22 protein-coding genes are annotated in these 21,236 nt (G+C 63.1%); 10 read left to right on the top strand and 12 right to left on the bottom strand.

Translation table 11 applies throughout. The annotated features are described in order from the left end of the window. Positions 1–15: 15 nt before the first annotated feature. From YUO_RS0107210 to YUO_RS0107190, 5 genes are read right to left on the bottom strand one after another with little or no spacing between them, the layout of a single operon-like run. A complete protein-coding gene (locus YUO_RS0107210) occupies positions 16–747 on the bottom strand; it encodes an ABC transporter ATP-binding protein (RefSeq protein ID WP_028346661.1) in 732 nt (243 codons plus the stop codon). Then, complete coding sequence (locus YUO_RS0107205; protein ID WP_028346660.1) at positions 740–1,489, bottom strand: ABC transporter ATP-binding protein; 750 nt, start codon at positions 1,487–1,489, stop codon at positions 740–742. Before YUO_RS0107205 ends, YUO_RS0107210 begins: the two co-directional genes overlap by 8 nt. After that, on the bottom strand, positions 1,486–2,430 hold the full coding sequence (locus YUO_RS0107200; RefSeq protein ID WP_028346659.1) for a branched-chain amino acid ABC transporter permease: 945 nt from the start codon (positions 2,428–2,430) through the stop codon (positions 1,486–1,488). Before YUO_RS0107200 ends, YUO_RS0107205 begins: the two co-directional genes overlap by 4 nt. After that, the gene (locus YUO_RS0107195; protein WP_235782635.1) at positions 2,427–3,296 is read right to left on the bottom strand and encodes a branched-chain amino acid ABC transporter permease; all 870 of its coding nucleotides are present in this window, start codon (positions 3,294–3,296) and stop codon (positions 2,427–2,429) included. Before YUO_RS0107195 ends, YUO_RS0107200 begins: the two co-directional genes overlap by 4 nt. Positions 3,297–3,326: 30 nt before the next feature. Beyond that, positions 3,327–4,550, bottom strand: coding sequence for an amino acid ABC transporter substrate-binding protein (locus YUO_RS0107190; protein ID WP_028346657.1), 1,224 nt, complete (start codon positions 4,548–4,550; stop codon positions 3,327–3,329). 172 nt (positions 4,551–4,722) lie between these two features. Between YUO_RS0107190 and YUO_RS0107185 the strand changes: the two genes are divergently transcribed. Next, positions 4,723–5,634, top strand: a complete 912-nt coding sequence (locus YUO_RS0107185) for a helix-turn-helix domain-containing protein (RefSeq protein ID WP_028346656.1) — start codon at positions 4,723–4,725, stop codon at positions 5,632–5,634. Positions 5,635–5,730: 96 nt separating this feature from the next. Here YUO_RS0107185 and YUO_RS0107180 read toward each other — a convergent pair whose 3' ends face one another. The 7 genes from YUO_RS0107180 to gntR all read right to left on the bottom strand — a co-directional run bounded on the left by YUO_RS0107180 (position 5,731) and on the right by gntR (position 12,126). After that, a complete protein-coding gene (locus tag YUO_RS0107180) occupies positions 5,731–6,168 on the bottom strand; it encodes a hypothetical protein (protein ID WP_235782633.1) in 438 nt (145 codons plus the stop codon). A gap of 45 nt (positions 6,169–6,213) precedes the next feature. Continuing rightward, on the bottom strand, positions 6,214–6,894 hold the full coding sequence (locus YUO_RS0107175) for a site-2 protease family protein (protein ID WP_028346654.1): 681 nt from the start codon (positions 6,892–6,894) through the stop codon (positions 6,214–6,216). 50 nt (positions 6,895–6,944) lie between these two features. Continuing rightward, positions 6,945–7,337 carry a GFA family protein gene (locus YUO_RS0107170; RefSeq protein ID WP_028346653.1) on the bottom strand — a complete coding sequence of 131 codons (393 nt, stop codon included), beginning with the start codon at positions 7,335–7,337 and terminating at the stop codon, positions 6,945–6,947. Between the two features lie 8 nt (positions 7,338–7,345). Continuing rightward, on the bottom strand, positions 7,346–8,092 hold the full coding sequence (locus YUO_RS0107165) for an SDR family NAD(P)-dependent oxidoreductase (protein WP_028346652.1): 747 nt from the start codon (positions 8,090–8,092) through the stop codon (positions 7,346–7,348). 124 nt (positions 8,093–8,216) lie between these two features. Then, entirely contained in the window at positions 8,217–8,951 is a 735-nt protein-coding gene (locus YUO_RS0107160) for an SDR family oxidoreductase (RefSeq protein ID WP_028346651.1), read from the bottom strand. A gap of 136 nt (positions 8,952–9,087) precedes the next feature. Continuing rightward, positions 9,088–10,908, bottom strand: coding sequence for an IlvD/Edd family dehydratase (locus YUO_RS0107155; protein WP_028346650.1), 1,821 nt, complete (start codon positions 10,906–10,908; stop codon positions 9,088–9,090). 159 nt (positions 10,909–11,067) lie between these two features. Continuing rightward, on the bottom strand, positions 11,068–12,126 hold the full coding sequence (gene gntR, locus YUO_RS0107150) for an HTH-type transcriptional regulator GntR (protein WP_028346649.1): 1,059 nt from the start codon (positions 12,124–12,126) through the stop codon (positions 11,068–11,070). A 193-nt stretch (positions 12,127–12,319) separates the two neighbouring features. Here gntR and YUO_RS0107145 point away from each other — a divergent pair, with 193 nt between their 5' ends. The 9 genes from YUO_RS0107145 (at position 12,320) to YUO_RS0107105 (ending at position 21,158) form a co-directional block, all read left to right on the top strand. Then, positions 12,320–13,387: an ABC transporter ATP-binding protein gene (locus tag YUO_RS0107145; protein ID WP_028346648.1), complete on the top strand. Its 1,068-nt coding sequence runs from the start codon at positions 12,320–12,322 to the stop codon at positions 13,385–13,387. Positions 13,388–13,444: 57 nt separating this feature from the next. Further along, positions 13,445–14,764 (top strand): ABC transporter substrate-binding protein, encoded by a 1,320-nt coding sequence (locus YUO_RS0107140; protein WP_028346647.1) that lies wholly within the window; start codon positions 13,445–13,447, stop codon positions 14,762–14,764. A gap of 129 nt (positions 14,765–14,893) precedes the next feature. After that, a complete protein-coding gene (locus YUO_RS0107135) occupies positions 14,894–15,853 on the top strand; it encodes a carbohydrate ABC transporter permease (RefSeq protein ID WP_028346646.1) in 960 nt (319 codons plus the stop codon). Between the two features lie 73 nt (positions 15,854–15,926). Continuing rightward, a complete protein-coding gene (locus YUO_RS0107130) occupies positions 15,927–16,772 on the top strand; it encodes a carbohydrate ABC transporter permease (RefSeq protein ID WP_235782650.1) in 846 nt (281 codons plus the stop codon). A 188-nt stretch (positions 16,773–16,960) separates the two neighbouring features. Further along, positions 16,961–17,944, top strand: coding sequence for a D-erythronate dehydrogenase (denD, locus tag YUO_RS0107125; protein WP_028346644.1), 984 nt, complete (start codon positions 16,961–16,963; stop codon positions 17,942–17,944). Positions 17,945–17,977: 33 nt separating this feature from the next. After that, positions 17,978–18,937 carry a sugar kinase gene (locus YUO_RS0107120; RefSeq protein ID WP_028346643.1) on the top strand — a complete coding sequence of 320 codons (960 nt, stop codon included), beginning with the start codon at positions 17,978–17,980 and terminating at the stop codon, positions 18,935–18,937. Further along, positions 18,934–19,584 (top strand): bifunctional 4-hydroxy-2-oxoglutarate aldolase/2-dehydro-3-deoxy-phosphogluconate aldolase, encoded by a 651-nt coding sequence (eda, locus tag YUO_RS0107115; RefSeq protein ID WP_028346642.1) that lies wholly within the window; start codon positions 18,934–18,936, stop codon positions 19,582–19,584. Before YUO_RS0107120 ends, eda begins: the two co-directional genes overlap by 4 nt. 56 nt (positions 19,585–19,640) lie before the next feature. Beyond that, the gene (locus YUO_RS0107110; RefSeq protein WP_028346641.1) at positions 19,641–20,810 is read left to right on the top strand and encodes an acetyl-CoA acetyltransferase; all 1,170 of its coding nucleotides are present in this window, start codon (positions 19,641–19,643) and stop codon (positions 20,808–20,810) included. Positions 20,811–20,957: 147 nt separating this feature from the next. Then, positions 20,958–21,158, top strand: coding sequence for a hypothetical protein (locus YUO_RS0107105; protein WP_028346640.1), 201 nt, complete (start codon positions 20,958–20,960; stop codon positions 21,156–21,158). Positions 21,159–21,236 lie beyond the last annotated feature (78 nt).

The raw sequence follows: 21,236 nt of genomic DNA, 5'->3' as shown, positions 1-21,236 counted from the left end.
TCCTCACGCGTGGCGTTACGATGATGATGCGGTGGCCGGCGGTACGCCGCCGAGATAGGCGCGCTGGACGGCGGGATCGGCTTTCAACTGGTCGGCGGTGCCGTGTCCGACGATGACGCCGTTTTCGAGCACATAGCCGCGATCGGCGATCCGCAGGCTCTCCTGCGCGTTCTGTTCGACGAGCAGAAGCCCGACACCGGCCTCGCGCACCCGCAGCAAGGTGGCGAACAACTCCTGCACCATGGCGGGCGAGAGCCCGAGCGACGGCTCGTCGAGCAGCAGGATATCCGGATTGGACATCAGCGCGCGGCCGATGGCGAGCATCTGCTGTTCGCCGCCGCTCATGGTGCGCGCGATCTGGGCGGCGCGTTCGCGCAGGCGCGGAAACAACGCAAGCACCTGCTCGCGCCGCGCCGCTTCGCCCTCGCGGGCGCGCTTCGGGTTGGCGCCGAGCAGAAGATTTTCCTTCACCGTGAGGTCGCCAAAGATGCCGCGGCCTTCCGGCACCAGCGCCAGCCCGCTTTCGACGATGTCATGGGCGGCAAGCGCGGAGATGTCGCGGCCGCCGAGGCGCACCTGCTTGCCGGGAAGCGTACGCACGACGCCTGCGATGGCTTTCAGGAGCGAGGTCTTGCCGGCGCCATTGGCGCCCAGGATGGTTACGATCTCACGGCGGCCGACGCTGAGGGCGACGCCGTCGAGCGCGCGGTGCAGGCCGTAGGCGAGGCTGAGATTGACCTCAAGCATCGACGGCGACCCCGCCAAGATAGGCCTTCACGACGGCTGCATCGCTCAGCACGTCCGCGGTGGCGCCTTCGGCGATCTTGCGTCCGCTGCTCATGACGATGCAGCGGTCGCACAGCGCGCGAACGGCGCTCATCACATGCTCGACCAGCACGATGGTGATGCCGTCAGCCCGCAATGACCGGATCAGGTCGATGCCGATCGCAAGCTCGGATGGATTAAGGCCGGCGAGCCATTCGTCGAGCAGCAATAGCCGCGGCTTTGCCGCGAGGGCGCGTGCGAGTTCCAGGCGCTTGCGGTCGATATAGGTGAGGTCCGCCGCGGGCCGCCGGTCGTGCCCGGCAAGACCGACGCGATCAAGCAGCCTGTCGATCCGCAGTTCTGCCTCGGAGGCGGGCAGATGCGGTCTCTGAAACGCCAACCCCGCCTTGATGTTCTCGCGGCAATCCATGCCGTCGAGCACGCGGACGAGCTGGAATGTCCGGGCAAGGCCGAGCCGCGCGATCCGGTACGATGCAAGGCCCGCGATGTTCTGGCCCATCAGGCGGATGGTGCCTGCATCGGGGCGGAGCACGCCCGAGATCAGATTGAGCGCCGTCGTCTTGCCCGACCCATTGGGGCCGAGCAGGCCCATGATTTCGCCTTGAGCGACCGTAAAGTCGAGATCGTTGACCGCGACGAGCCCGCCGAATGCGCGCCGCAACCCACTGATCGTCAGCACGGGTGTTCCGCTGTCCTGGCTCATGCGGCCACCCGCTGTGTGGGTTTGCCGCCCGCCGTCGTTGACAGCTTCTCGAACAACCCCGCGACGCCCCTCGGCAGCATGTAGACGATCAGCAGGAAGATGCAGCCGAGGATGATCGTGAACGTGTTCGGAAAGCGCGCACTCAGCAGTTCGAACAGCAGCGTCAGCGGCACGGCGCCGAGCACCGGCCCCCACAGCCGGTGCGCGCCGCCGAGTAGCGCCATGATCAGCACCTGAAACGAGATCATCGAATTGAAGGCGATCGACGGCTCGATATAGGTCCAGCGCGGCGCCATGATTGCGCCGACCAGCGTCATGACCGTGGCGCTGATGGTGAACAGGGCGACCTTGGCAAAGGTGGTGTTGATCCCGCAATGTTTGGCGACGGTCTCGTCTTCGCCGATCACCCGCAGCGCAAAGCCGAGGCGCGAGCGCGCGATCAGCCAGCCCAGCAGGAATACCGCGGCGGTCAGCGCCAGCAATTGCCAGTAAATGTCGGCCTGGGTGATATTGACGAAGACATAGCGCCCGAGCACGCGCGACTTATTGACCTCGAACCAGACTACAAGCTGGCGGATCAGTTCGGTCAGTCCAAAGGTGAAGATGACGAAATACACGCCGCTCAAGCGCAGCGTCGAGAGCCCGACGATGCCAGCCACGATGGCGCCGAGCGCGGCTGCGGTCAGCAGCACGAGCGGCCATGGCAGGATCTCGCCGAGGACGGCAACGGTATAGGCGCCGACACCGAAGAAGGCGGTGGTTGCCAATGAGACGTAGCGGGTGGGCCCAGAGAACATGCCCCAGGCCGTCGCCAGCACGGTGTATTGCAAAAGGCTGATGGCGAGCGCGAGGTAGTAGGCATTGCCGAGGCGCGGAACAAGCGCCAGCAGCGCAAGGGCTGCGAGCGCCGTGGCACCGAAGCCGGCGATACGCGTGCTCATCGCGTCGCCCTGCCAAACAGGCCCGCCGGCTTCACCAGCAGCACGGCGAGAAACAGCGCGAAATTGACTGCAAGCGTGAGCCCGGGATCGACATAGGAGGCAACGAGCGCCTCGCTGAGACCAAGCGCCAGGCCTGCGACCAGGCAGCCCAGCATGTTGCCGACGCCGCCCATCACGACGACGATCAAGGCCTTCATCGTGAAGACGACGCCGGATGACGCGCTGAAGGTGAGAAAGGTGCTGACCAGGACGCCGGCGGCGGCGACCAGCGCGCCACCCAATGCAAATGTCAGGGCCGAGGCCTGCGGCACGTTGATGGCGACAAGCTGGGCGGCGAAAGGATCGACGGCGACGGCGCGTACCGCCGTGCCGGCGCGTGTCCGCGTCAGCGCGGCATACAGCGCCAGACCGAGCAGGATGGTGATGCCGAGCGCGGCGAGGCGGTTGGCAGCGACCGTCTCGCCGAGAAACTGCACCGGGAAGGCCAGGAACGAATAGCTGTAATAGGCGCCGCCGAACAGCGCGAGCATGGAGCCCTGAATGACGAAGGTGAGGCCAAAGGTTGCGAGAATGCTGTCGACCTCGAGCGCGTCTCGGTTGGGCGCGCGTCGCACCAACGGCGTCAGCAGCAGTTTGTAGATTGCAAAGTTCAGCACGAAAGCGAGAGGGACGACCAGCGCCAGTCCGACAAACGGACTGATCGCCCAGCCCGTGAACAGCCAGTGCGACGCAAAGGCGGCGGCGATCAGAAACTCGCCGTAAGAGAGGTTCATGATGCGCGCAACGCCGTACTGGAGCGTGAGCCCCATGGCGATGAGCGCATACATGCCGCCCAGCATCAGGCCGGTCAGAATGGCGTTGGTCATTGGCGTGCTGGCCGCGTCTCTATCTTGACGTTACGGCGCCACCCACGCCGGCTTCGGGACAATCGCGGCGCGCGCGCCTTCGTTCTTCGCCGGCGCAATGCCATAGAACTCGCCGTCCTGCCACTGGCCAACCCACCAGTAACGCGTCGGCATGTTGTTATCGAGCTTGACCTTGCCGATCACGGTGTCGAACGTGCCGGTCTGCAGATCCTTGATCACGGCGGCGCGGTCGATCTTGCCGACGCGTTCGATCGCCTGCTGCAGCATCTGCAGGCTGGCGTAGGTGACCGCGCTAGCCCAGCGATCCGGCTCCGCCCCGTTGGCGGCGGCGGCCTTGTGGCGGGCGAGATAGTCCTTGATCGCCGCACTGTCGCCGCTCCAGCCGCCGATGCCCATCACGCCTTCGGTGTTCTTGCCGAATTTTTGCTTGTAGAGCGGGAAGGCGGTGCCGACGCCGGTATAGAACACTTTTGGATTGAGGCCCGCGATCCGCGATTGCTCGGTCAGCGCTAGCGTATCCGGCGGATAGCTGAAGGCAATGAAGACATCGGGGTTGAGCGCCTTGATCTCGTTGACGATCGGCGCCAGATCCTGCGTGCCGATCGGATAGCTCTTGTCGTAAGCGAGCTTGAACTTCGCGTTGGTGAGTGCCGGCCGCGCCGCCGACGACAGATCGATCCCGAAGCCGTCGGCAATGCTGACCATCGCCACGGTGTCTCCGATCTTCTTTTCGTCGCGCAATTTGTTCAGCAATTCGACCAGTGATTTTGCGGCGTCCGCGCTGGTGCCGAGCAGCCAGAAACTGTTGGGCCAGCGCTTGGCGAGTTCGGGCGCACGGTCGGTCACGGCTGTGGCGGCGAGGTGCGGATAGCCTTCGCGGTTGAGCGTCGGACCAACGGCGAGGTTGAGGCCGGTGCCCCATGGCGGCAGGATAAAATCGACCTTGTCCTGGTTGATCAGCCGCTCGAGCGCGCGCACCGCCTCTTCGGCATTGGAGCGGTCGTCATATTGCACGACCTCGATCGGCACGCGCTTGTCGCCGAGCTTGATGCCGCCGGCGGCATTCACCTCCTTCACCCACAATTCGTAGTTGGGGATGGTGGTGACAGCGGCGCCTCCGGTGTTGGGGCCGGTGCGAGAAATCGCGTAGCCGATCTTGATCGAGGTTTGCGCCTCGGCGATGACGGTCAGGCCAAGCGTAGCGGCGCAGGTGGCGGCCGCCAGCAGGGTGGTGCGCCGCGTCAGGAATGTCATCATCTTCTCCTCCCAGGGTGCGTCGACCGGCGCCATTGAACTGGCGCTCGTGATCGCCCTGACGTTAGGGGAGGTTGCCGGATGCTTGGAATTGGACGAAACCGGGGAAAGATTGTACTTTTCTGGCAAATCTTCCGCTTCACTGGCGGCGGATTGCTCAGGAGATGGGGGCATGTCGGCATCACCAGGGCTGAATGGACTGTCGGTCGGCGTCGCGCTGGCGGTACGCGCGGAGGCTTTTTCGGCTGCCCTGGCGGCTCGATCGTGGGTTATCCGCCAGAAGGCGGAGCGCCGGGCGCATCTCTTGTTGCTCCAATCGGACCGCGGCCGGGCTTCATGGCACGGCACCGGTGTCGCGCTCGAAGCGCCGGCGCTGCTCTGGTTGCCCGGCAGCACCGATGCAGCGCTGCACGTTGGTCCCGGCGCGCGTGGCTTCCTGTTGTCGGTCGACGATGCCTTCCTGATCAAGATTATCGCGGGCAGTGCCGAGGCGCTGCATCTGCGCAGAACCACTGAGCGCGTGGCACTGGTTGCCGGCGAGACGCTTCCTCCAAAGCTCGATACCATCGCCGAATCCTGCCGCGCGATCGTGGCGGAGTTGCGCGCGCCAGGCTTTGGCGGCGCGACGCTGATCGCCTCACATCTGCTGTTACTGTGTCTGCAACTCTGCCGGCTCAGCGCCTCGCATGATGAGCGTCACGAGGTTGCAGCGCGTGGCGGTGGTCCGGCGCTGGTCGGCAATTTCCTGCAAATGGTCGAACTGCATTACCGCGACGGCTGGCCGGTGGCGCGCTATGCGGACGCGCTCGGCGTCACGTCCGACAAGCTGCACGCCCATTGCCAGCGAGAGAAAAACTGCGGCCCGCGCGCGATCATCCACGAGCGCCTGGTGCGCGAGGCCTGCACGCGTCTGCAGCAACTCGATCTTCCGGTCGAGCAGATCGGATATGGCCTGGGTTTCCGTGATCCCGCTTATTTCAATCGCTTCTTCCGCAAGTATTGCGGCGCATCACCGGGCAGCTATCGCCGGCAGATACGACTGGAGCACGCACGCAGCGGTCCGTCCTACGCGGCGTGGCCGTGAAAGCCGCAACATCTTTCTGAACCGTAGAGGGGTGGATTCGGCACCATCGTCACCACCCCAATCCGTTTGGACCGATGCAATCACTTCGCTCGAATCTCAGCGCCAGAAGTAGCGGATGCTGACGTAGACGATGGCGAGGCAGATGAAAATCAGGGCGACCGGTAGCCGCGGTTTTGCCGCTTGGCCGGATGCGGCCTGTTGTTTTGGCCGGGCGGGCGGGCGGCGGAAAGCGGTGACGTTGCCGCTGTCAGTGGCCGGCTCGCTCGTGCGCGAAGGAATCTCGGGTGGCGTTCCGGAGCCGCCCATCTCCGAATAGTAGCTCTTGTACATGAGCTGGATGGTGGCCTCGGAAGCGTCCGCCTCGGTCATCCTCGCAAGGAGCAACTGCTGGTAGCCTTCAAGAAAGCTTTGCGCCTCGGCGGGCAGGGCGGAAAATCCGTTGAGCTTGGCTAGCATTTTCCAGGTTGCGAAATCTGCCCTCGCGCGGGTATCAGCGCGTCGTGCGATCAACATATCGGCAGCTTTTGTCGCCATGGCCCGGGTCGGTTCTTCCCTTGTGGGTTCGTTTCTGTTTGAAGCTTAAGCGTTGCCGGTGATGAAGAGAAGCGCGCTGATCACATAACCGGTCAGTGTCCGTAGTATCGCCGAAATAACATCAAGATTTAGGCCGACCTGCGCGCCGATGATAGGGAGCAGGATCAGAACGCCGATCAAAATCAGCATCCCATACGGTTCCAGCCGCGACAGTGGGTAAGCCAGCACCCGCGGCAGCAGCCCGACGGCGACCCGGCCGCCATCCAGCGGCGGGATCGGCATCATGTTGAAAATCGCCAGCACGATATTGATCAGGAAGGCGTTTTTGAGGTTGTCCGCCGTCCATTTGGCGGCTTCCGCCGGCACCAAAGGCAGGGCGTGGAAGGCCAAAGCCATGACAAGCGCCAAGGCGATGTTGGTGGCTGGGCCGGCCAGCGCCACCCAGACCATGTCGAGCCGGGGATGGTTAAGGTTCCGGAAATTCACCGGCACCGGTTTGGCATAGCCAAACAGGAACGGCGAATGCGATAGCAGCAGAATGCCGGGGAGAATGACTGTCCCGAAGGGATCGATATGCTTGAAAGGGTTGAAGCTGACCCGGCCAAGCTCCCAGGCGGTCTTGTCCCCGAGCCGATACGCCACAAATGCGTGGGCGGCCTCGTGGAAGGTGATCGCGATCAGGAGCGGGAGAATCCAGACCGAAATGCCGTACAGTGAGATGTTCAATCGATCTGCCTCGCTTTGCGCTTCGAGGCCGCTAACCTAGCACGCCCGCGTCACTGTGGAACCGCTTCTTGATATTGCGGCAGGCCGTCGTCGAGGCAAACCCAGGCCATCTTTTCCGAGACCCAGATGTGCTCGGTTGGTGCAAAGGCGTTGCGGTCGTCAAACGCCGCCAGCGCCACGCCGACCACGGTGCCGTTGGTGCGCCTGGAAAACAGCCTGGTACCGCAAACCTTGCAGAACACCCGGTCGAGCGCCTCGGACGACGGATAACGCGCCGTTTCGCCCTCGACCGAGAGTGCCCGCTGGTCGAACAGCGCACGGGCAAAGAACGGCGAGCCCATCGCCTTCTGGCAGTTTCGGCAATGGCAGATGCGGACGTTGAGCGGCTCGCCCTCGGTCTTGAACCGGACTGCGCCGCAGAGGCATCCGCCTTCTCTGGTCATGGCCGCTCCTAGTACGTCGCGCGGCCGCCCGAGATATCGAACACGGCGCCCGTCGAGAACGCGCAATCCTCCGACGACAGCCACGCCACCATCGCCGCGAGTTCTTCCACCAGCACAAAGCGCCCCTTCGGAATCTTCGACAGCATGAAATCGATGTGCTGCTGAGTGAGCTGATCGAAGATCGCGGTTTTCGCCGCCGCCGGCGTCACCGCGTTGACGAGGATGTCGTGCTGCGCGAGTTCCTTGCCGAGCGACTTGGTCAGCGCGATCAGGCCGGCCTTCGAGGCCGAATAATGCGCCGCGTTGGGATTGCCTTCCTTGCCGGCGATCGAAGCGATGTTGACGATGCGGCCGTATTTTTGCTGCAGCATCGCAGGCACCACCGCCTTGCAGCAGATGAAGGGGCCGTCGAGATTGATGCGCAGCACCTTGCGCCATTCCTCAAGGTCGGTCTCCCAGACCGTCTTGTTGACGCCGGCGATGCCGGCATTGTTGACGAGGATGTCGATCCTGCCGAGCGCCTTCAGCGTTTCGTCGCGGGTCTTCTCGACCGCGGCGAGGTCGGAGACATCGACCTTAAAGGCGGACACCGCCGGGCCGATTTCCTTGGCGGTCTTTTCCGCGAGCGGCAGGTCAAAATCCCAGATCGCGACCCTCGCACCCGATGCGACGAAGCGTTCGGTGATCGCGCGACCAAAACCCTGCGCCCCGCCGGTGACGACGGCGCAACGGCCGTTCAGATCGATCTTGTTCATGAAGATGGTCCCTTCCGCTCGATGTTCCTCATGGTGACGAGCGCTATTGCGCGTCTCGAACCATGAGGCCCGTGGCCCATCCTTCGAGACGCCGCTTCGCGGCTTCTCAGGATGAGGATTGCGTTTACAACGTCCAGCCACCGTCGATGACGTGGGCGACGCCCGTGGTGAACGCGCTTTCGTCGCTGGCGAGATAAACAGCAAGAGACGCGATCTCCTCGGCGGTGCCGAGCCGTCCCATCGGCTGCCGCGCGATGAACATCTCGCGCCCGTTGGGGCCTGCTGCCGCCGCACGCTCCAGCATCGAGGGCGTTTCGATCGTGCCGGGGCAGATGCAGTTGCACCTGATACCTTTGGCGATGAAGTCGGTGGCGACCGAGCGCGTCAGCGCCGCGACCGCTGCCTTGGTCGCACCATAGACGTAGCGGTTCGGCGCAGCCTTGAACACGCCGGCGGCGGAAGAGATGTTCACGATCGCGCCGCGGCCATTTTCCAGCATGCCCGGCAGGAATGCGCGGATGGTGCGGTGCATCGACTTGACGTTGAGGTCGAACGAAAAATCGAAGTCTTCATCGGAGCAATCCAGCACGGTGCCGTGGTGCACGAAGCCTGCGGCGTTGAGCAGGATGTCGGTCGTGCCGGCGCGCTTGGCCATGGCGGCGACTGCCGCGCTGTCGCGCACGTCGAGCCTTGCCACTTCGGCGATGCCTTCGCTCTTCAGCGCGGCGAGTTTGGCCTCGTCGATATCGGTGGCGAACACCGTCGCCCCTTCACGCGCAAAAGCCACGGCGCAGGCGCGGCCGATTCCAACGGCCGCCGCGGTGACGAATGCGCGCTTTCCCTTCAGGCGGTCTGACATGGTCTTTTTCTCCTTGTTTCCTCGTACGTCATTGCGAGGAGCAAAGCGACGAAGCAATCCAGACCGCTTCCGCAGAGGGATTTCTGGATTGCTTCGCTACGCTCGCAATGACGGTGGTTGCCTGATGAGCGATGGCCTAATGATTGTCCCGCGCCACGCCGACCGAGCCGGCGATATTCTGATAGCGCGTGGCGAGCTCCATGCAGGCGCCGGTGGCCTGCTGTCCGACGGTCGAGCGGTAGAGCTCCTGCCACGGCGTCTGGTGGGCCGGGTAGGGGAAGCCGCCCTTGTCCTTCAACTCGGCGCGGCGCTTCTTCAATTCATCGCTCGAGATCAGGATGTTGGCATCGCCCGTGTTGAGGTCGATGCGAACCTTGTCGCCGGTCCGCAAGATCGCTAGGCCGCCGTCGGCGGCGGCCTCGGGCGAGGCGTTGAGGATCGAGGGCGAACCCGAGGTGCCGGACTGCCTTCCGTCGCCGATGCAGGGCAGCGAGAGGATACCGCGTTTGATCAGCGCCGCCGGCGGCTGCATGTTGACGACCTCGGCGCCGCCGGGATAGCCGATCGGCCCGGCGCCGCGGATGAACAGCACGCAGTGCTCGTCGATATTGAGCGAGGGATCGTCGATCCGGTCGTGATAGTCCTCCGGTCCCTCGAACACGATGGCGCGCCCCTCGAACGCATTCGGGTCTTTCGGATTGATCAAATAGCGGTCGCGGAATTCCTTCGAAATCACGCTGGTCTTCATGATTGCGGAATCGAACAGGTTGCCGCGCAGCACCAGGAAGCCTGCATCTTTCACCAGCGGCTTGTCGTAGCTCCAGATCACGTCGCCATCGGGCTTTGGCGCCTCGCGGCAGTTCTCGCCGATGGTGCGGCCGTTGGCCGTGACGGCGTCTTCGTGGATGCGCTTGTGCGCCATCAATTCGCGCACTACCGCCGGCACGCCGCCGGCGCGATGATATTCCTCGCCGAGATAGAAGCCGGCCGGCTGCATGTTCACCAAGAGCGGGATGTCGTGGCCATGTTTCTGCCAGTCGTCGATCGAGAGCTCGACGCCGATATGCCGCGCCAGTGCGTTGATGTGAATCGGTGCGTTGGTCGAGCCGCCGATCGCCGAATTCACCACGATGCAGTTCTCGAACGCCTTCCGCGTCAGGATGTCGGAGGGCTTGAGATCTTCCCAGACCATTTCGACGATCCGTTTGCCCGTCTCATAGGCGATCTGGCCGCGCTCGCGGTGCGGCGCCGGGATCGCCGCGCAGCCGGGCAGCGACATGCCGAGTGCTTCCGCCAGCGAGTTCATGGTCGAAGCGGTGCCCATGGTGTTGCAATGGCCGACCGACGGGGTCGAGGACGCCACGAGCTCGATGAACCCGTTGTAGTCGATCTCGCCGGCGGCCAGCATCTCGCGGGCTTTCCAGACGATGGTGCCGGAGCCGGTGCGCTGGCCGTTGTGCCAGCCGTTCAGCATCGGTCCGCCCGAGAGCACGATCGCGGGCAGATTGACGGTCGCCGCCGCCATCAGGCAGGCCGGCGTGGTCTTGTCGCAGCCGGTGGTGAGCACCACGCCATCGAGCGGATAGCCGAACAGGACTTCAACCAGGCCGAGATAGGCGAGGTTGCGGTCAAGCGCTGCCGTCGGTCGCTTGCCGGTCTCCTGGATCGGATGCGTTGGGAATTCCATCGCGATGCCGCCGGCGGCCCGAATGCCCTCGCGCACGCGATGCGCCAGTTCGAGATGGTGGCGGTTGCACGGGGAGAGGTCGTTGCCGGTCTGGGCGATGCCGATGATAGGCTTGCCTGATTGCAATTCCTCGCGGGTCAGGCCGTAATTGAGGTAGCGCTCGAGATAGAGCGCGGTCATTCCCGGATTATGCGGATTATCGAACCACTCGAGGGAACGTAGTCTTCGGCCCTTGCCATTGGTGGCAGTCTTGTTGTCGTTCTTTTTCATTGGTTCCTCCCGCACTGCAAGCTCGTGGGCGGCTAAAATCACGGCGGCGATTGCACCATGCTGAAAATTTCATCCGCTGCAACGCGCTTCGCCCGTGTCCTATTGAGCAATCGATCTTAGTTCGGGCCAAAAGATAGCGCTACCATTTTCTATCCGCGCTCAATCTATGCCCACAGACCCGGCCATCACGGTGCTTTGTCGCGTTGAGCTTTCACGGACTACCAACTGAAAGCCGAGGTCGAGCACCGGCGTCTGGGGGCGGCGGCCCTCGATCGCGTCGATTACCATGGTGACGGCGTGCCGGCCCATTTCATATCGATTGGTTCGCACGCTCGTGATCGAGGGGACCGCGGCGGCGGTGAATTCCAGGTCGTTGAAGCCGACAATGGCCAGGTCACGGGGAATCGATATCTGCCGACGCTGGCATTCGAAGAGCACGCCGAGTGCGAGGTCGTCATTGACGCAGAAGACCGCGTCGATATCGGGCGTCTGGGCAAGGAGGTCGGCGAACAGCGTTCCGCCAAGCGTGACGGTCGTGGGTACGGAAGTGGTGACGATGAGGTTCGGGTCGAATAGCGAGGCCGCCTTCATGGCATCACGATACCCTTCGAACCGCCGCTGCACGCGGGGGTCCATTCGCGCACCGAGAAATCCGATGCGGCGGCGTCCCTGCTCGAGGATGTGCGAAATCGCCGCAGAAGCCGCGTCGTAGTGCGAAAAGCCGACCATCATGTCGACAGGACTGTCGCCGATCTCCATGATCTGCGTGACCGGACAATTCATTGACTCCAGGATCGCGCGCGATTCCGCGGTTTGGTTGATGCCGGTGACGATCAGTCCCGCAGGCTTCTGCGCCCGAAACAGGCGCAGCAGCTTTTCCTCCTGCAGGATGCTGTAGCGCGTATTGGCAAGCTGAATCGTATAGCGGCTACCTTCGGAGGAATCGTAAATGCCGCGCAACACGTCGGCGAACACGTTGTTGGTGAGAGAAGGAATGACCACGCCGATGACTTCGGTGCGGTGCGAGGCCAGAGCCCGCGCAGCGAGATTGGGTACGTAACCCAGTTCCTTCACGGCGCTGTCGACGCGTTCCCGCTTGCTAAGCGACAGCGCTTCGGGGTTCCTGAAAAAACGTGATGCCGTGATTGGGCTGACGCCAGCAAGCTTGGCGACCTCGGTGAGGCGGATTTTGCCAGACTTTGTCTGTTTTCGTCCCATCTTGCGCTCATATCACAACAAATTAGACGTTTGAACAATTATTGACAGCGCTACCATCGGATTGCTAAAAGCCGCCAAACTGCGGATGATAATGACCGTTGAATTCGACTTCCGGCATTAGAGTCGAAAAGACAGCATGGCGTCGTCGCCCGTCTGTGGCGCCACAAAGCAGAAATTGAGGGGAGAGAGTTCGATGTCGTCGGTACAGATTCGCGACGTGCGCAAGTCGTTCGGAAACTTTGAAGTTTTGCACGGCGTGTCGATTCCGATCGAGGATGGCGAGTTCGTCGTGCTCGTCGGCCCCTCCGGCTGTGGCAAGTCGACCTTGCTGCGGATGCTCGCAGGCCTCGAAAACATCACCTCCGGCACGATCTCGATCGGCGATCGCGTGGTCAACAATGTCCAGCCCAAAGAGCGCGACATTGCCATGGTGTTCCAGAACTACGCGCTCTATCCGCACATGACGGTCGCCGACAATATGGGCTTTTCGCTCAAGCTGCGCGGTGCCAAGCCCGAGGAGATCTCGACTGGTGTCAAGCGCGCAGCCGAAATCCTGGCGCTGACCCCGCTGCTCGATCGCTATCCCCGGCAATTGTCGGGCGGCCAGCGCCAGCGCGTCGCCATGGGCCGCGCCATCGTGCGCGACCCGCAAGTGTTCCTGTTCGATGAGCCCTTGTCCAACCTCGACGCCAAGCTGCGCGTTGCGATGCGCACCGAGATCAAGGAACTGCACCAGCGGCTCAAGACCACGACGGTCTACGTTACCCACGACCAGATCGAGGCCATGACGATGGCCGACAAGATCGTGGTGATGCATGACGGCATCGTCGAGCAGATGGGCACCCCGCTCGAACTCTACGACACCCCGGCCAACCAGTTCGTTGCCGGCTTCATCGGCTCGCCGGCGATGAATTTCCTTAAAGGCAAGGTGAAGTCGAACGGCGTCGCCGGCTTCGAAGGCCCGAACGGCGTCAAGCTGCCGCTGAAGACGGCGCCCGCCAATTCGGAAGGTCAGCCGGCGGTTTACGGCGTGCGGCCCGAGCATTTCACCATCGCCGATGACGGCGCCGAGGCCGAGATCGTCGTGGTCGAGCCGACCGGTTCGGAAACCCAGGTCTTCGCCAAGCTCGGCGGAGAGCAGGTGGTCGCCGTGTTCCGCGAGCGGCATCAATTCAGTCCGGGCGACAAGGTCCGGCTCAAGCCGGATCCGTCGCTCGTACATCTGTTCGACGAGACGACGGGCAAGCGACTGAATGGCTGAGCGATAACTAAAAGTGGCTGAGCAATAACCAAAAAATACTCAAAGGGAGGATGGACTATGCAAGACTTTACCCGCCGCTCTCTGCTGCAGGGTGGCACCGCGCTGGCGGCCGCCGGCGCGCTGACCGGACCCGCACTGCTCGATTTCGCCAAGGCTTGGGCGCAAGCTTCGCCGTGGAAGGCGGAACAGGGCGCCAAGCTCACCGTGATGCGCTGGAAGCGCTTCGTGCCGGCGGAAGACGAGGCGTTCAACGCGATGGTCGCCGCGTTCAAGGCCGCGACCGGCACCGAAATGAACGTGTTCTCGGAGTCGTTCGAGGACGTGCAGCCGAAGGCGTCCGTTGCCGCCAACACCGGCTCGGGCCTCGACATGGCCTGGGGCCTGCACACGCTGCCGCAGCTGTTCCCGACCAAGGTCCTGAAGATGAACGACGTTGCCGATTATCTCGGCAAGAAGTACGGCGGATGGACCGATGCAGCGGCCTTGACCTGCAAGCAGGGCAACGACTGGCTCGGCATTCCCGTCGCCACCGTTGGCGGCTACATGACCTACCGCAAGTCGGCCGTCGACAAGGCGGGCTTCAAGGAATTCCCGAAGCATTTCCCGTCCTTCCTCGAAATGTGCAAGGCGCTGAAGGCGAACAACACGCCGGCCGGCTTTGCGCTGGGTCACGCCTCGGGCGACGCCAATGCCTGGCTGCACTGGATCCTCTGGGGCCACAACGCGTGGACCGTCGACAAGGACGACAAGGTCATCATCAACTCGCCGGAAACGGCGAAGGCGCTGGAATATACCAAGGCGCTCTCGGAGACCTTCATCCCCGGCACGGCATCGTGGAACGATTCCTCCAACAACAAGGCGTTCCTCGCCGGCGAGTTGTACTGCACCTCCAACGGTATCTCGATCTACGTGGCGGCGAAGGACGATCCGACCAAGAAGGAGCTGACCGAGGATACCTACCACGCCCTGTGGCCGGTCGGCCCGATCGGCAAGCCGACCGAGCTCCAGCTCACGGTTCCGATCCTGACGTTCAACTTCACCAAGTATCCGAACGCCGCCAAGGCCTTCTCCGCGTTCATGCTGGAGAAGGAGAATTTCGACAAGTGGCTGACCGGAGCGCGGGGCTATCTGACCCACACGCTGAATGCCTACGACAACTCGCCGGTATGGACCGCCGATCCCAAGAACGCCGTGTTCCGCGAAGCCTCCAAGCGCGCGCTGCCGGCTTCCGGCATCGGCAAGGTCGGCGAGAAGGCCGCGACCGCGATCGCCGACTTCATCGTGGTCGACATGTTCGCCAACTTCTGCACCGGCGCCAAGGATGCCAAGAGCGCCATGGCGGAAGCCGAGCGGCAGCTGAAGCGTATCTATCGCTGATAAGGTGGGAAGCGAACGGCGGGCGACCGCCGTCCGCTCCATCAATATTTGGAGCAGCACCGGAAAAGCGGGTAGGGGATTTTCCGGTGCGATCGTGCTCAAGGCAAAGGCGTAAACGGGACATCGCCCATGGCTGACGTTGCAATAGCACCAAGACGCGCCAAGACGGAGATCCGCGAGGCGACGTCATGGGACCAGCTCAAGCACAACAGGAACTGGCTCGGCTTCTGGTTCATGGTGCCGGCTATGGGGTTCCTGATCCTGTTCCTGGCCTATCCGCTGGGGCTCGGCATCTGGCTGTCCTTCACCGACACCAAGATCGGCCGCGTCGGGCAATTCATCGGCTACGAGAACTACGAATGGCTGTGGGACGATGCCATCTTCTGGCTCTCGGTGTTCAACACGCTACTCTACACGTTTGTCGCCAGCGCCATCAAATTCGGCATCGGCCTATACCTGGCGCTGCTGCTCAACGAGAATATGCCGTTCAAGGCGATGCTGCGCGCCGCGGTGCTGATTCCCTTCATCGTGCCGACCGTGCTGTCGGCGCTGGCGTTCTGGTGGATCTTCGATTCCCAGTTCTCGATCATCTCCTGGTCGCTGAAGCATCTCGGCATCATCAACCAGAACATCAATTTCCTCGGTGATACGACATGGGCGCGGATCTGCGTGATCTTTGCCAATATCTGGCGCGGCGTGCCGTTCGTTGCGATCACGCTGCTCGCGGGCCTGCAGACGGTGTCACCGTCGCTTTACGAGGCGGCGACGCTCGACGGCGCATCGCGCTGGCAGATGTTCCGCCACATCACCTATCCCTTGCTCACGCCGATCATCGCGGTCGTGATGACGTTCTCGGTGCTGTTCACCTTCACCGACTTCCAGCTGATCTGGGCGATGACCCGCGGCGGCCCGGTGAACGCCACGCACCTGATGGCAACCTTGTCCTACCAGCGTGCGATCATCGCCGGGCAATTGGGCGAGGGCGCCGCCATCGCCAGCGCCATGATCCCATTCCTGCTCGCGGCCATCATGGTCTCTTGGTTCGGTCTGCAGCGCCGCAAGTGGCAGCAGGGAGAAAACAATGACTGATCTCCCGACCACACACGTTAATCTCAAGGGTGTGCTGACGTCATCCACGCCGACCGCGGACCATTCCGAGGGCATGAGCTATCTGCAGTCGGTACCGCGCCGGCTGGTGACGCTCTATCTGCCGCTGTCGATCATCGTATTCGTGCTGCTGTTCCCATTCTACTGGATGGCGCTCACCGCCGTGAAGCCGGATGCGCAGCTCCTGGATATGGAGACCTACAGCCCGTTCTGGACCTGGAATCCGACCTTCAAGCACTTCTACAAGCTGCTGTTCGAAAGCCACTATCCGATGTGGCTCTGGAACACGATGTATGTGGCGGTCTGTGCTACCTTCCTGTCGATCGTAGCATCCGTGCTTGCCGCCTATGCGATCGTGCGGCTGCGCTACAAGGGCGCTAACCTCGTCGGCGGCCTGATCTTTCTTGCCTACCTAGTGCCGCCGTCGATCCTGTTCATTCCGCTCGCCACCGTCGTGTTCCAGTACGGCCTGTTCGACTCGCCGCTGGCGCTGATCCTGACCTATCCGACGATCCTGATTCCGTTCTCGACCTGGCTTTTGATGGGTTACTTCAAGACCATCCCGTTCGAGCTGGAAGAGTGCGCGCTGATCGACGGTGCCAGCCGCTGGCAGATCCTGATCAAGATCGTGCTGCCGCTGGCCGTCCCCGGCCTGATCTCTGCTTTCATCTTCTGCTTCACGCTGTGCTGGAACGAGTTCATCTACGCGCTCACCTTCCTGCAATCGACCGCGAACAAGACGGTGCCGGTCGCAATCGTCAACGAGTTCGTCGATGGTGACGTCTATCGCTGGGGTTCGCTGATGGCGGGCGCGCTGGCGGGCTCGCTGCCGCTCGTCATCCTTTACGCCTTCTTCGTCGAGCACTATGTGTCGGCCATGACGGGAGCCGTGAAAGAGTGAGCGCGTAAGGTCCGCATCAAGAAATAGCAAAACTATCGCTGTCGTCCCTGCGAAAGCAGGGACCCATAACCACCGGCGGCAATTGTTGAGACGAAGCCGTCAACCATCCCATCTTGATTGCATCGGCCGCGGCGTATGGGTCCCGGCTCAAGGCCGGGACGACCAAGTATGAAGAGGGAGTAGGGGTCTTGCACATTCTGATTCTCGGCGCCGCCGGCATGGTGGGCTGCAAGCTGACCGAACGGCTGCTGCGCGACGGCCGCCTCGGCAAGCACGACATTACCCAAATGACGCTGCAGGACGTGGTGGCGCCCACCAAGCCCAATGCGTCGATCCCGATTCAAGTCGTAGCTTCCGATTTTGCCGATCCCGGCGCGGCGGAGCCGCTGATCGCGCATCGACCGGACGTGATCTTTCACCTCGCCGCGATCGTTTCCGGCGAGGCCGAGGCCGAATTCGACAAGGGCTACCGGATCAATCTCGACGGCACGCGATACCTGATCGATGCCATCCGCCACGCCGGCGGCGGCTACAAGCCGCGGCTGGTGTTCACGTCCTCGATCGCAGTGTTCGGCGCGCCTTTCCCGGAAAAGATCGGCGACGAATTCTTCCATACCCCGCTGACGAGCTATGGCACTCAGAAGTCGATCTGCGAACTCCTGATCAACGATTACACCCGCAAGGGCCTGCTCGACGGCATCTCGATCCGCCTGCCGACGATCTGCGTGCGGCCGGGCAAGCCGAACAAGGCGGCCTCCGGCTTCTTCTCCAACATCATTCGCGAGCCGCTCGCCGGCGAGGAGGCCGTGTTGCCGGTCTCCGAAGACGTGCGGCACTGGCACGCCTCGCCGAAATCGGCGGTGGGCTTTCTGGTCCACGCCGGCACCATGGATCTCGATGCAATGGGGCCGCGGCGTAACCTCAGCATGCCCGGCATGTCGGTGACCGTCGGCGAACAAATCGCGGCGCTCGATCGGGTCGCCGGCAAGAACGTCACCGCGCGCATCAAGCGCGTGCCTGATCCGACCATCATCAGTATCGTCTCTGGCTGGCCGCGGGACTTTTCCACCGACCGCGCGCTGAAGCTCGGCTTCACCACCGCGGAAAAGACGTTCGACGACATCATCCGGATCCATATCGAGGATGAACTCGGCGGCAAGTTCGCGGCCTGAGTTGATTTCTCACCCGTTCATGCGGATGCGGTCATGAGCAAGGTAGCCTGCATCGGCGAATGCATGATCGAACTGAAGCAGGCCCAAGGGACTCAGCAAGGGACTGAGGCTGGCCTGTATTCGCGCGGCTACGGCGGCGATACGCTCAATACCGCCGTCTATCTCGCCCGCCTCGGCGCCAGCGCCGACTACATCACCGCGCTCGGCGACGATAGCCTTAGCGATGAGATGATAGCAGGCTGGGCCGCGGAGGGAGTCGGGACGGCGCGCGTGGTTCGGCTGCCGGGCAAACTGCCGGGTCTCTACATGATCGAGACCGACGACAAAGGCGAACGCCGGTTCTTTCATTGGCGCGACAGCGCCGCCGCCCGCAGCCTGATGGATTTGCCGCAAACGCCGGAGATCCTGAGTTCGCTGGCCGGCTATGACGTCATCTATCTCTCCGCGATCACGCTCTCGCTTTACGGCGGAGAGGGGCGGGCGCGGCTGTTCGCAGCGCTCAAGCGTGCGCGCGAAGCCGGCGCGCGTTTCGCGTTCGATACCAATTTCCGCGCCCGCGGCTGGCCCGATCTCGACGTTGCGCGCGCCGTCTTCCAGGAGGCCCTTGCTGCAGCCGACATCGTGCTGGCGTCCACGGAGGACCTGCTGCCGCTCTACCCCGGCGAAAGCAATGAAGCCTTGCTGGCGCGGATTCCGGGCGCGGAGGTGGTATTGAAGCTTTCGGAACCGGCGAGCATTCTACGTCTCCAGGATGCGCTTCACCCGGTCCAGGCCGAGCCCTTGAAAGCGCCCGTGGTCGATACCACGGCGGCCGGCGACAGTTTTGCCGCCGCCTATGTTGCCGCGCGCCTTGCCGGCGCGGACCCGATTGAAGCCGCCCGCGCGGGACACCGCCTAGCCGGCGTCGTGGTATGCCATCCCGGGGCGATTATCCCGCGTGCAGCGATGCCGCCCGATCTCATTTCCGCTACCTCTCGCAAGGCATCTCCATGACCGCAGCCACAAGGCAGGAACAGCTCGCCACGATCTTCAAGTCCGCGACAGTGATCCCGGTGCTCACCATCGAGCGGCTGGAGGACGCGGTGCCGCTGGCGCGCGCGCTGGTTGCAGGTGGGGTGCGCGTGCTGGAAGTCACCTTGCGGACGCCGGTCGCCGCGGACGCCGCCAAGGCCATGATCGCAGACGTGCCGGAAGCCATCGTCGGCATCGGCACGATCCTGAACGCCGACGACTTGGCGCGGGCGCGCGCGCTCGGGGCCAAATTCGGTATCAGCCCGGGCGCGACGCCGGAGCTGTTGAAGGCCGCCGCCGCGAGCGACCTGCCATTTGCCCCGGGGATTGCGACCGCGTCCGAGCTGATGCAGGCGCTGGCGGCCGGCTTCGACATCGTTAAATTCTTCCCAGCGGAACAGTCCGGCGGTATCAAGGCACTTCGGGCGCTCGCCGGGCCGTTTCCGAATATCAGGGTCTGCCCGACCGGCGGCATCGGAGAGGCCAATGCCGCAACTTGGCTGGCCGAGCCGAATGTGGTGGCGGTGGGCGGTTCCTGGCTTTGTCCGGCGGCGGAGATCCGGTCCGGGAACTGGGCCGGCATAACCGCCATGTGCGCGCGGACCATGAAATCGCTGAAACCGGCGTGAAGTCTGTTCCCCGATAGGCTACATAAGCCTTCAGAACCGAAATAGGGAGAACGACCATGACAGCCAGCATCGTCGGATGGGCGCACACGCCATTCGGCAAGTTCGACGCGGAAACCGTCGAGAGCCTCGTGGTCAAGGTTGCGACCGATGCGCTTGCCGACGCCGGCATAGCGGCCGAAGACGTCGACGAGATCGTGCTCGGGCATTTCAACGCGGGCTTCTCACCGCAGGATTTTACCGCCTCGCTGGTGCTGCAAGCCGACCCGAAACTGCGCTTCAAGCCGGCTACGCGGGTCGAAAATGCCTGTGCCACCGGCTCGGCGGCGGTGCACCAGGGTATCCGGGCGATCGCCTCGGGCGCCGCCAGGATCGTGCTGGTGGTCGGCGTCGAGCAAATGACGCGGACGCCGTCGGCTGATATCGGGCGCTACCTCTTGAAGGCGTCCTATCTGCCCGAGGATGGCGATACCGTTGGCGGCTTTGCCGGCGTGTTCGGCAAAATCGCGCAAAGCTATTTCCAGAAATACGGCGACCAGTCAGACGCACTGGCGATGATCGCGGCCAAGAACCACAAGAACGGCGTCGCCAACCCATTTGCGCAGATGCGCAAGGATTTTGGCTTCGAGTTCTGCCGCGCTGAGAGCGAGAAGAATCCCTATGTCGCCGGCCCGCTGAAGCGCACCGACTGCTCGCTGGTGTCGGACGGCGCGGCAGCGCTGGTGCTGACGGATTCCGAAACCGCCAAGACGATGGGCAAGGCGGTGAATTTCCGCGCCACCGCGCACGCGCAGGATTTCCTGCCGATGTCCAAACGCGACATCCTGCAGTTCGAAGGCTGCACGGTGGCTTGGCAGCGCGCGCTGGCGCAGGCCGGCGTTCAACTCTCGGATCTCTCTTTTGTCGAAACCCACGACTGCTTCACCGTGGCCGAACTGATCGAATATGAAGCGATGGGCCTGACGCCGCGCGGGCAGGGCGCCCGCGCCATCAAAGAGGGCTGGACCCAGAAGGACGGCAAGCTGCCGGTCAATCCGTCCGGCGGCCTGAAAGCCAAGGGCCACCCGATCGGCGCCACAGGTGTTTCCATGCACGTGATGAGCGCGATGCAGCTCGTCGGCCAGGCGCCCGAGGGCATGCAGCTCAACAACCCAAAACTTGCCGGCATCTTCAACATGGGCGGCGCAGCGGTGGCGAATTACGTCTCCGTGCTGGAGCCCGCGAAGTAGCGTTGCATCATGCCGCGCGAAAGGGAGGCATCCGATCCGTAGGGTGGGCAAAGGCGCACCTGCGCCGTGCCCACCATGAGTGCCGAGAGGTGAGACTGGTGGGTACGCTTCGCTTTGCCCACCCTACAGTTTTCCGGAGCGTGCATTATGAGCAACGAAAGTTCGATGTCAGAGTCAGAACTGAACAACCGCATCAGGATTCTGGAAGACAACATCCGCCAGTTGATCGAACAGGCTGCCGCGGCCTCCGGCGAACGGAACGAAGCGCGCATCGCCGACCGGCTCAGTCAGCAGAATGAAGAGCTGGAACGGCTGACCCGGGAACGCGACGCCAGGGCCAAGAAATAACGATCGAAGAAATCGCCATCTAAGAAATAGCCGCTATCGCGCATACGCCCATACGCTGAGCGCGCCTTGATCTTCGTA

Source organism: Bradyrhizobium murdochi, assembly GCF_000472965.1.
Taxonomy (GTDB): Bacteria; Pseudomonadota; Alphaproteobacteria; order Rhizobiales; family Xanthobacteraceae; genus Bradyrhizobium; species Bradyrhizobium murdochi.
This window is presented reverse-complemented; position numbering and strand designations above follow the sequence as displayed.

Bases quoted from the DNA above. Each gene is read 5' to 3' on its own strand.
- YUO_RS0107210 (WP_028346661.1), bottom strand. From the start codon at position 747: ATGCTTGAGGTCAATCTCAGCCTCGCCTACGGCCTGCACCGCGCGCTC.
- YUO_RS0107205 (WP_028346660.1), bottom strand. From the start codon at position 1,489: ATGAGCCAGGACAGCGGAACACCCGTGCTGACGATCAGTGGGTTGCGG.
- YUO_RS0107200 (WP_028346659.1), bottom strand. From the start codon at position 2,430: ATGAGCACGCGTATCGCCGGCTTCGGTGCCACGGCGCTCGCAGCCCTT.
- YUO_RS0107195 (WP_235782635.1), bottom strand. From the start codon at position 3,296: ATGACCAACGCCATTCTGACCGGCCTGATGCTGGGCGGCATGTATGCG.
- YUO_RS0107190 (WP_028346657.1), bottom strand. From the start codon at position 4,550: ATGACATTCCTGACGCGGCGCACCACCCTGCTGGCGGCCGCCACCTGC.
- YUO_RS0107185 (WP_028346656.1), top strand. From the start codon at position 4,723: ATGTCGGCATCACCAGGGCTGAATGGACTGTCGGTCGGCGTCGCGCTG.
- YUO_RS0107180 (WP_235782633.1), bottom strand. From the start codon at position 6,168: ATGGCGACAAAAGCTGCCGATATGTTGATCGCACGACGCGCTGATACC.
- YUO_RS0107170 (WP_028346653.1), bottom strand. From the start codon at position 7,337: ATGACCAGAGAAGGCGGATGCCTCTGCGGCGCAGTCCGGTTCAAGACC.
- YUO_RS0107165 (WP_028346652.1), bottom strand. From the start codon at position 8,092: ATGAACAAGATCGATCTGAACGGCCGTTGCGCCGTCGTCACCGGCGGG.
- YUO_RS0107160 (WP_028346651.1), bottom strand. From the start codon at position 8,951: ATGTCAGACCGCCTGAAGGGAAAGCGCGCATTCGTCACCGCGGCGGCC.
- YUO_RS0107155 (WP_028346650.1), bottom strand. From the start codon at position 10,908: ATGAAAAAGAACGACAACAAGACTGCCACCAATGGCAAGGGCCGAAGA.
- gntR (WP_028346649.1), bottom strand. From the start codon at position 12,126: ATGGGACGAAAACAGACAAAGTCTGGCAAAATCCGCCTCACCGAGGTC.
- YUO_RS0107145 (WP_028346648.1), top strand. From the start codon at position 12,320: ATGTCGTCGGTACAGATTCGCGACGTGCGCAAGTCGTTCGGAAACTTT.
- YUO_RS0107140 (WP_028346647.1), top strand. From the start codon at position 13,445: ATGCAAGACTTTACCCGCCGCTCTCTGCTGCAGGGTGGCACCGCGCTG.
- YUO_RS0107135 (WP_028346646.1), top strand. From the start codon at position 14,894: ATGGCTGACGTTGCAATAGCACCAAGACGCGCCAAGACGGAGATCCGC.
- YUO_RS0107130 (WP_235782650.1), top strand. From the start codon at position 15,927: ATGAGCTATCTGCAGTCGGTACCGCGCCGGCTGGTGACGCTCTATCTG.
- YUO_RS0107120 (WP_028346643.1), top strand. From the start codon at position 17,978: ATGAGCAAGGTAGCCTGCATCGGCGAATGCATGATCGAACTGAAGCAG.
- eda (WP_028346642.1), top strand. From the start codon at position 18,934: ATGACCGCAGCCACAAGGCAGGAACAGCTCGCCACGATCTTCAAGTCC.
- YUO_RS0107110 (WP_028346641.1), top strand. From the start codon at position 19,641: ATGACAGCCAGCATCGTCGGATGGGCGCACACGCCATTCGGCAAGTTC.
- YUO_RS0107105 (WP_028346640.1), top strand. From the start codon at position 20,958: ATGAGCAACGAAAGTTCGATGTCAGAGTCAGAACTGAACAACCGCATC.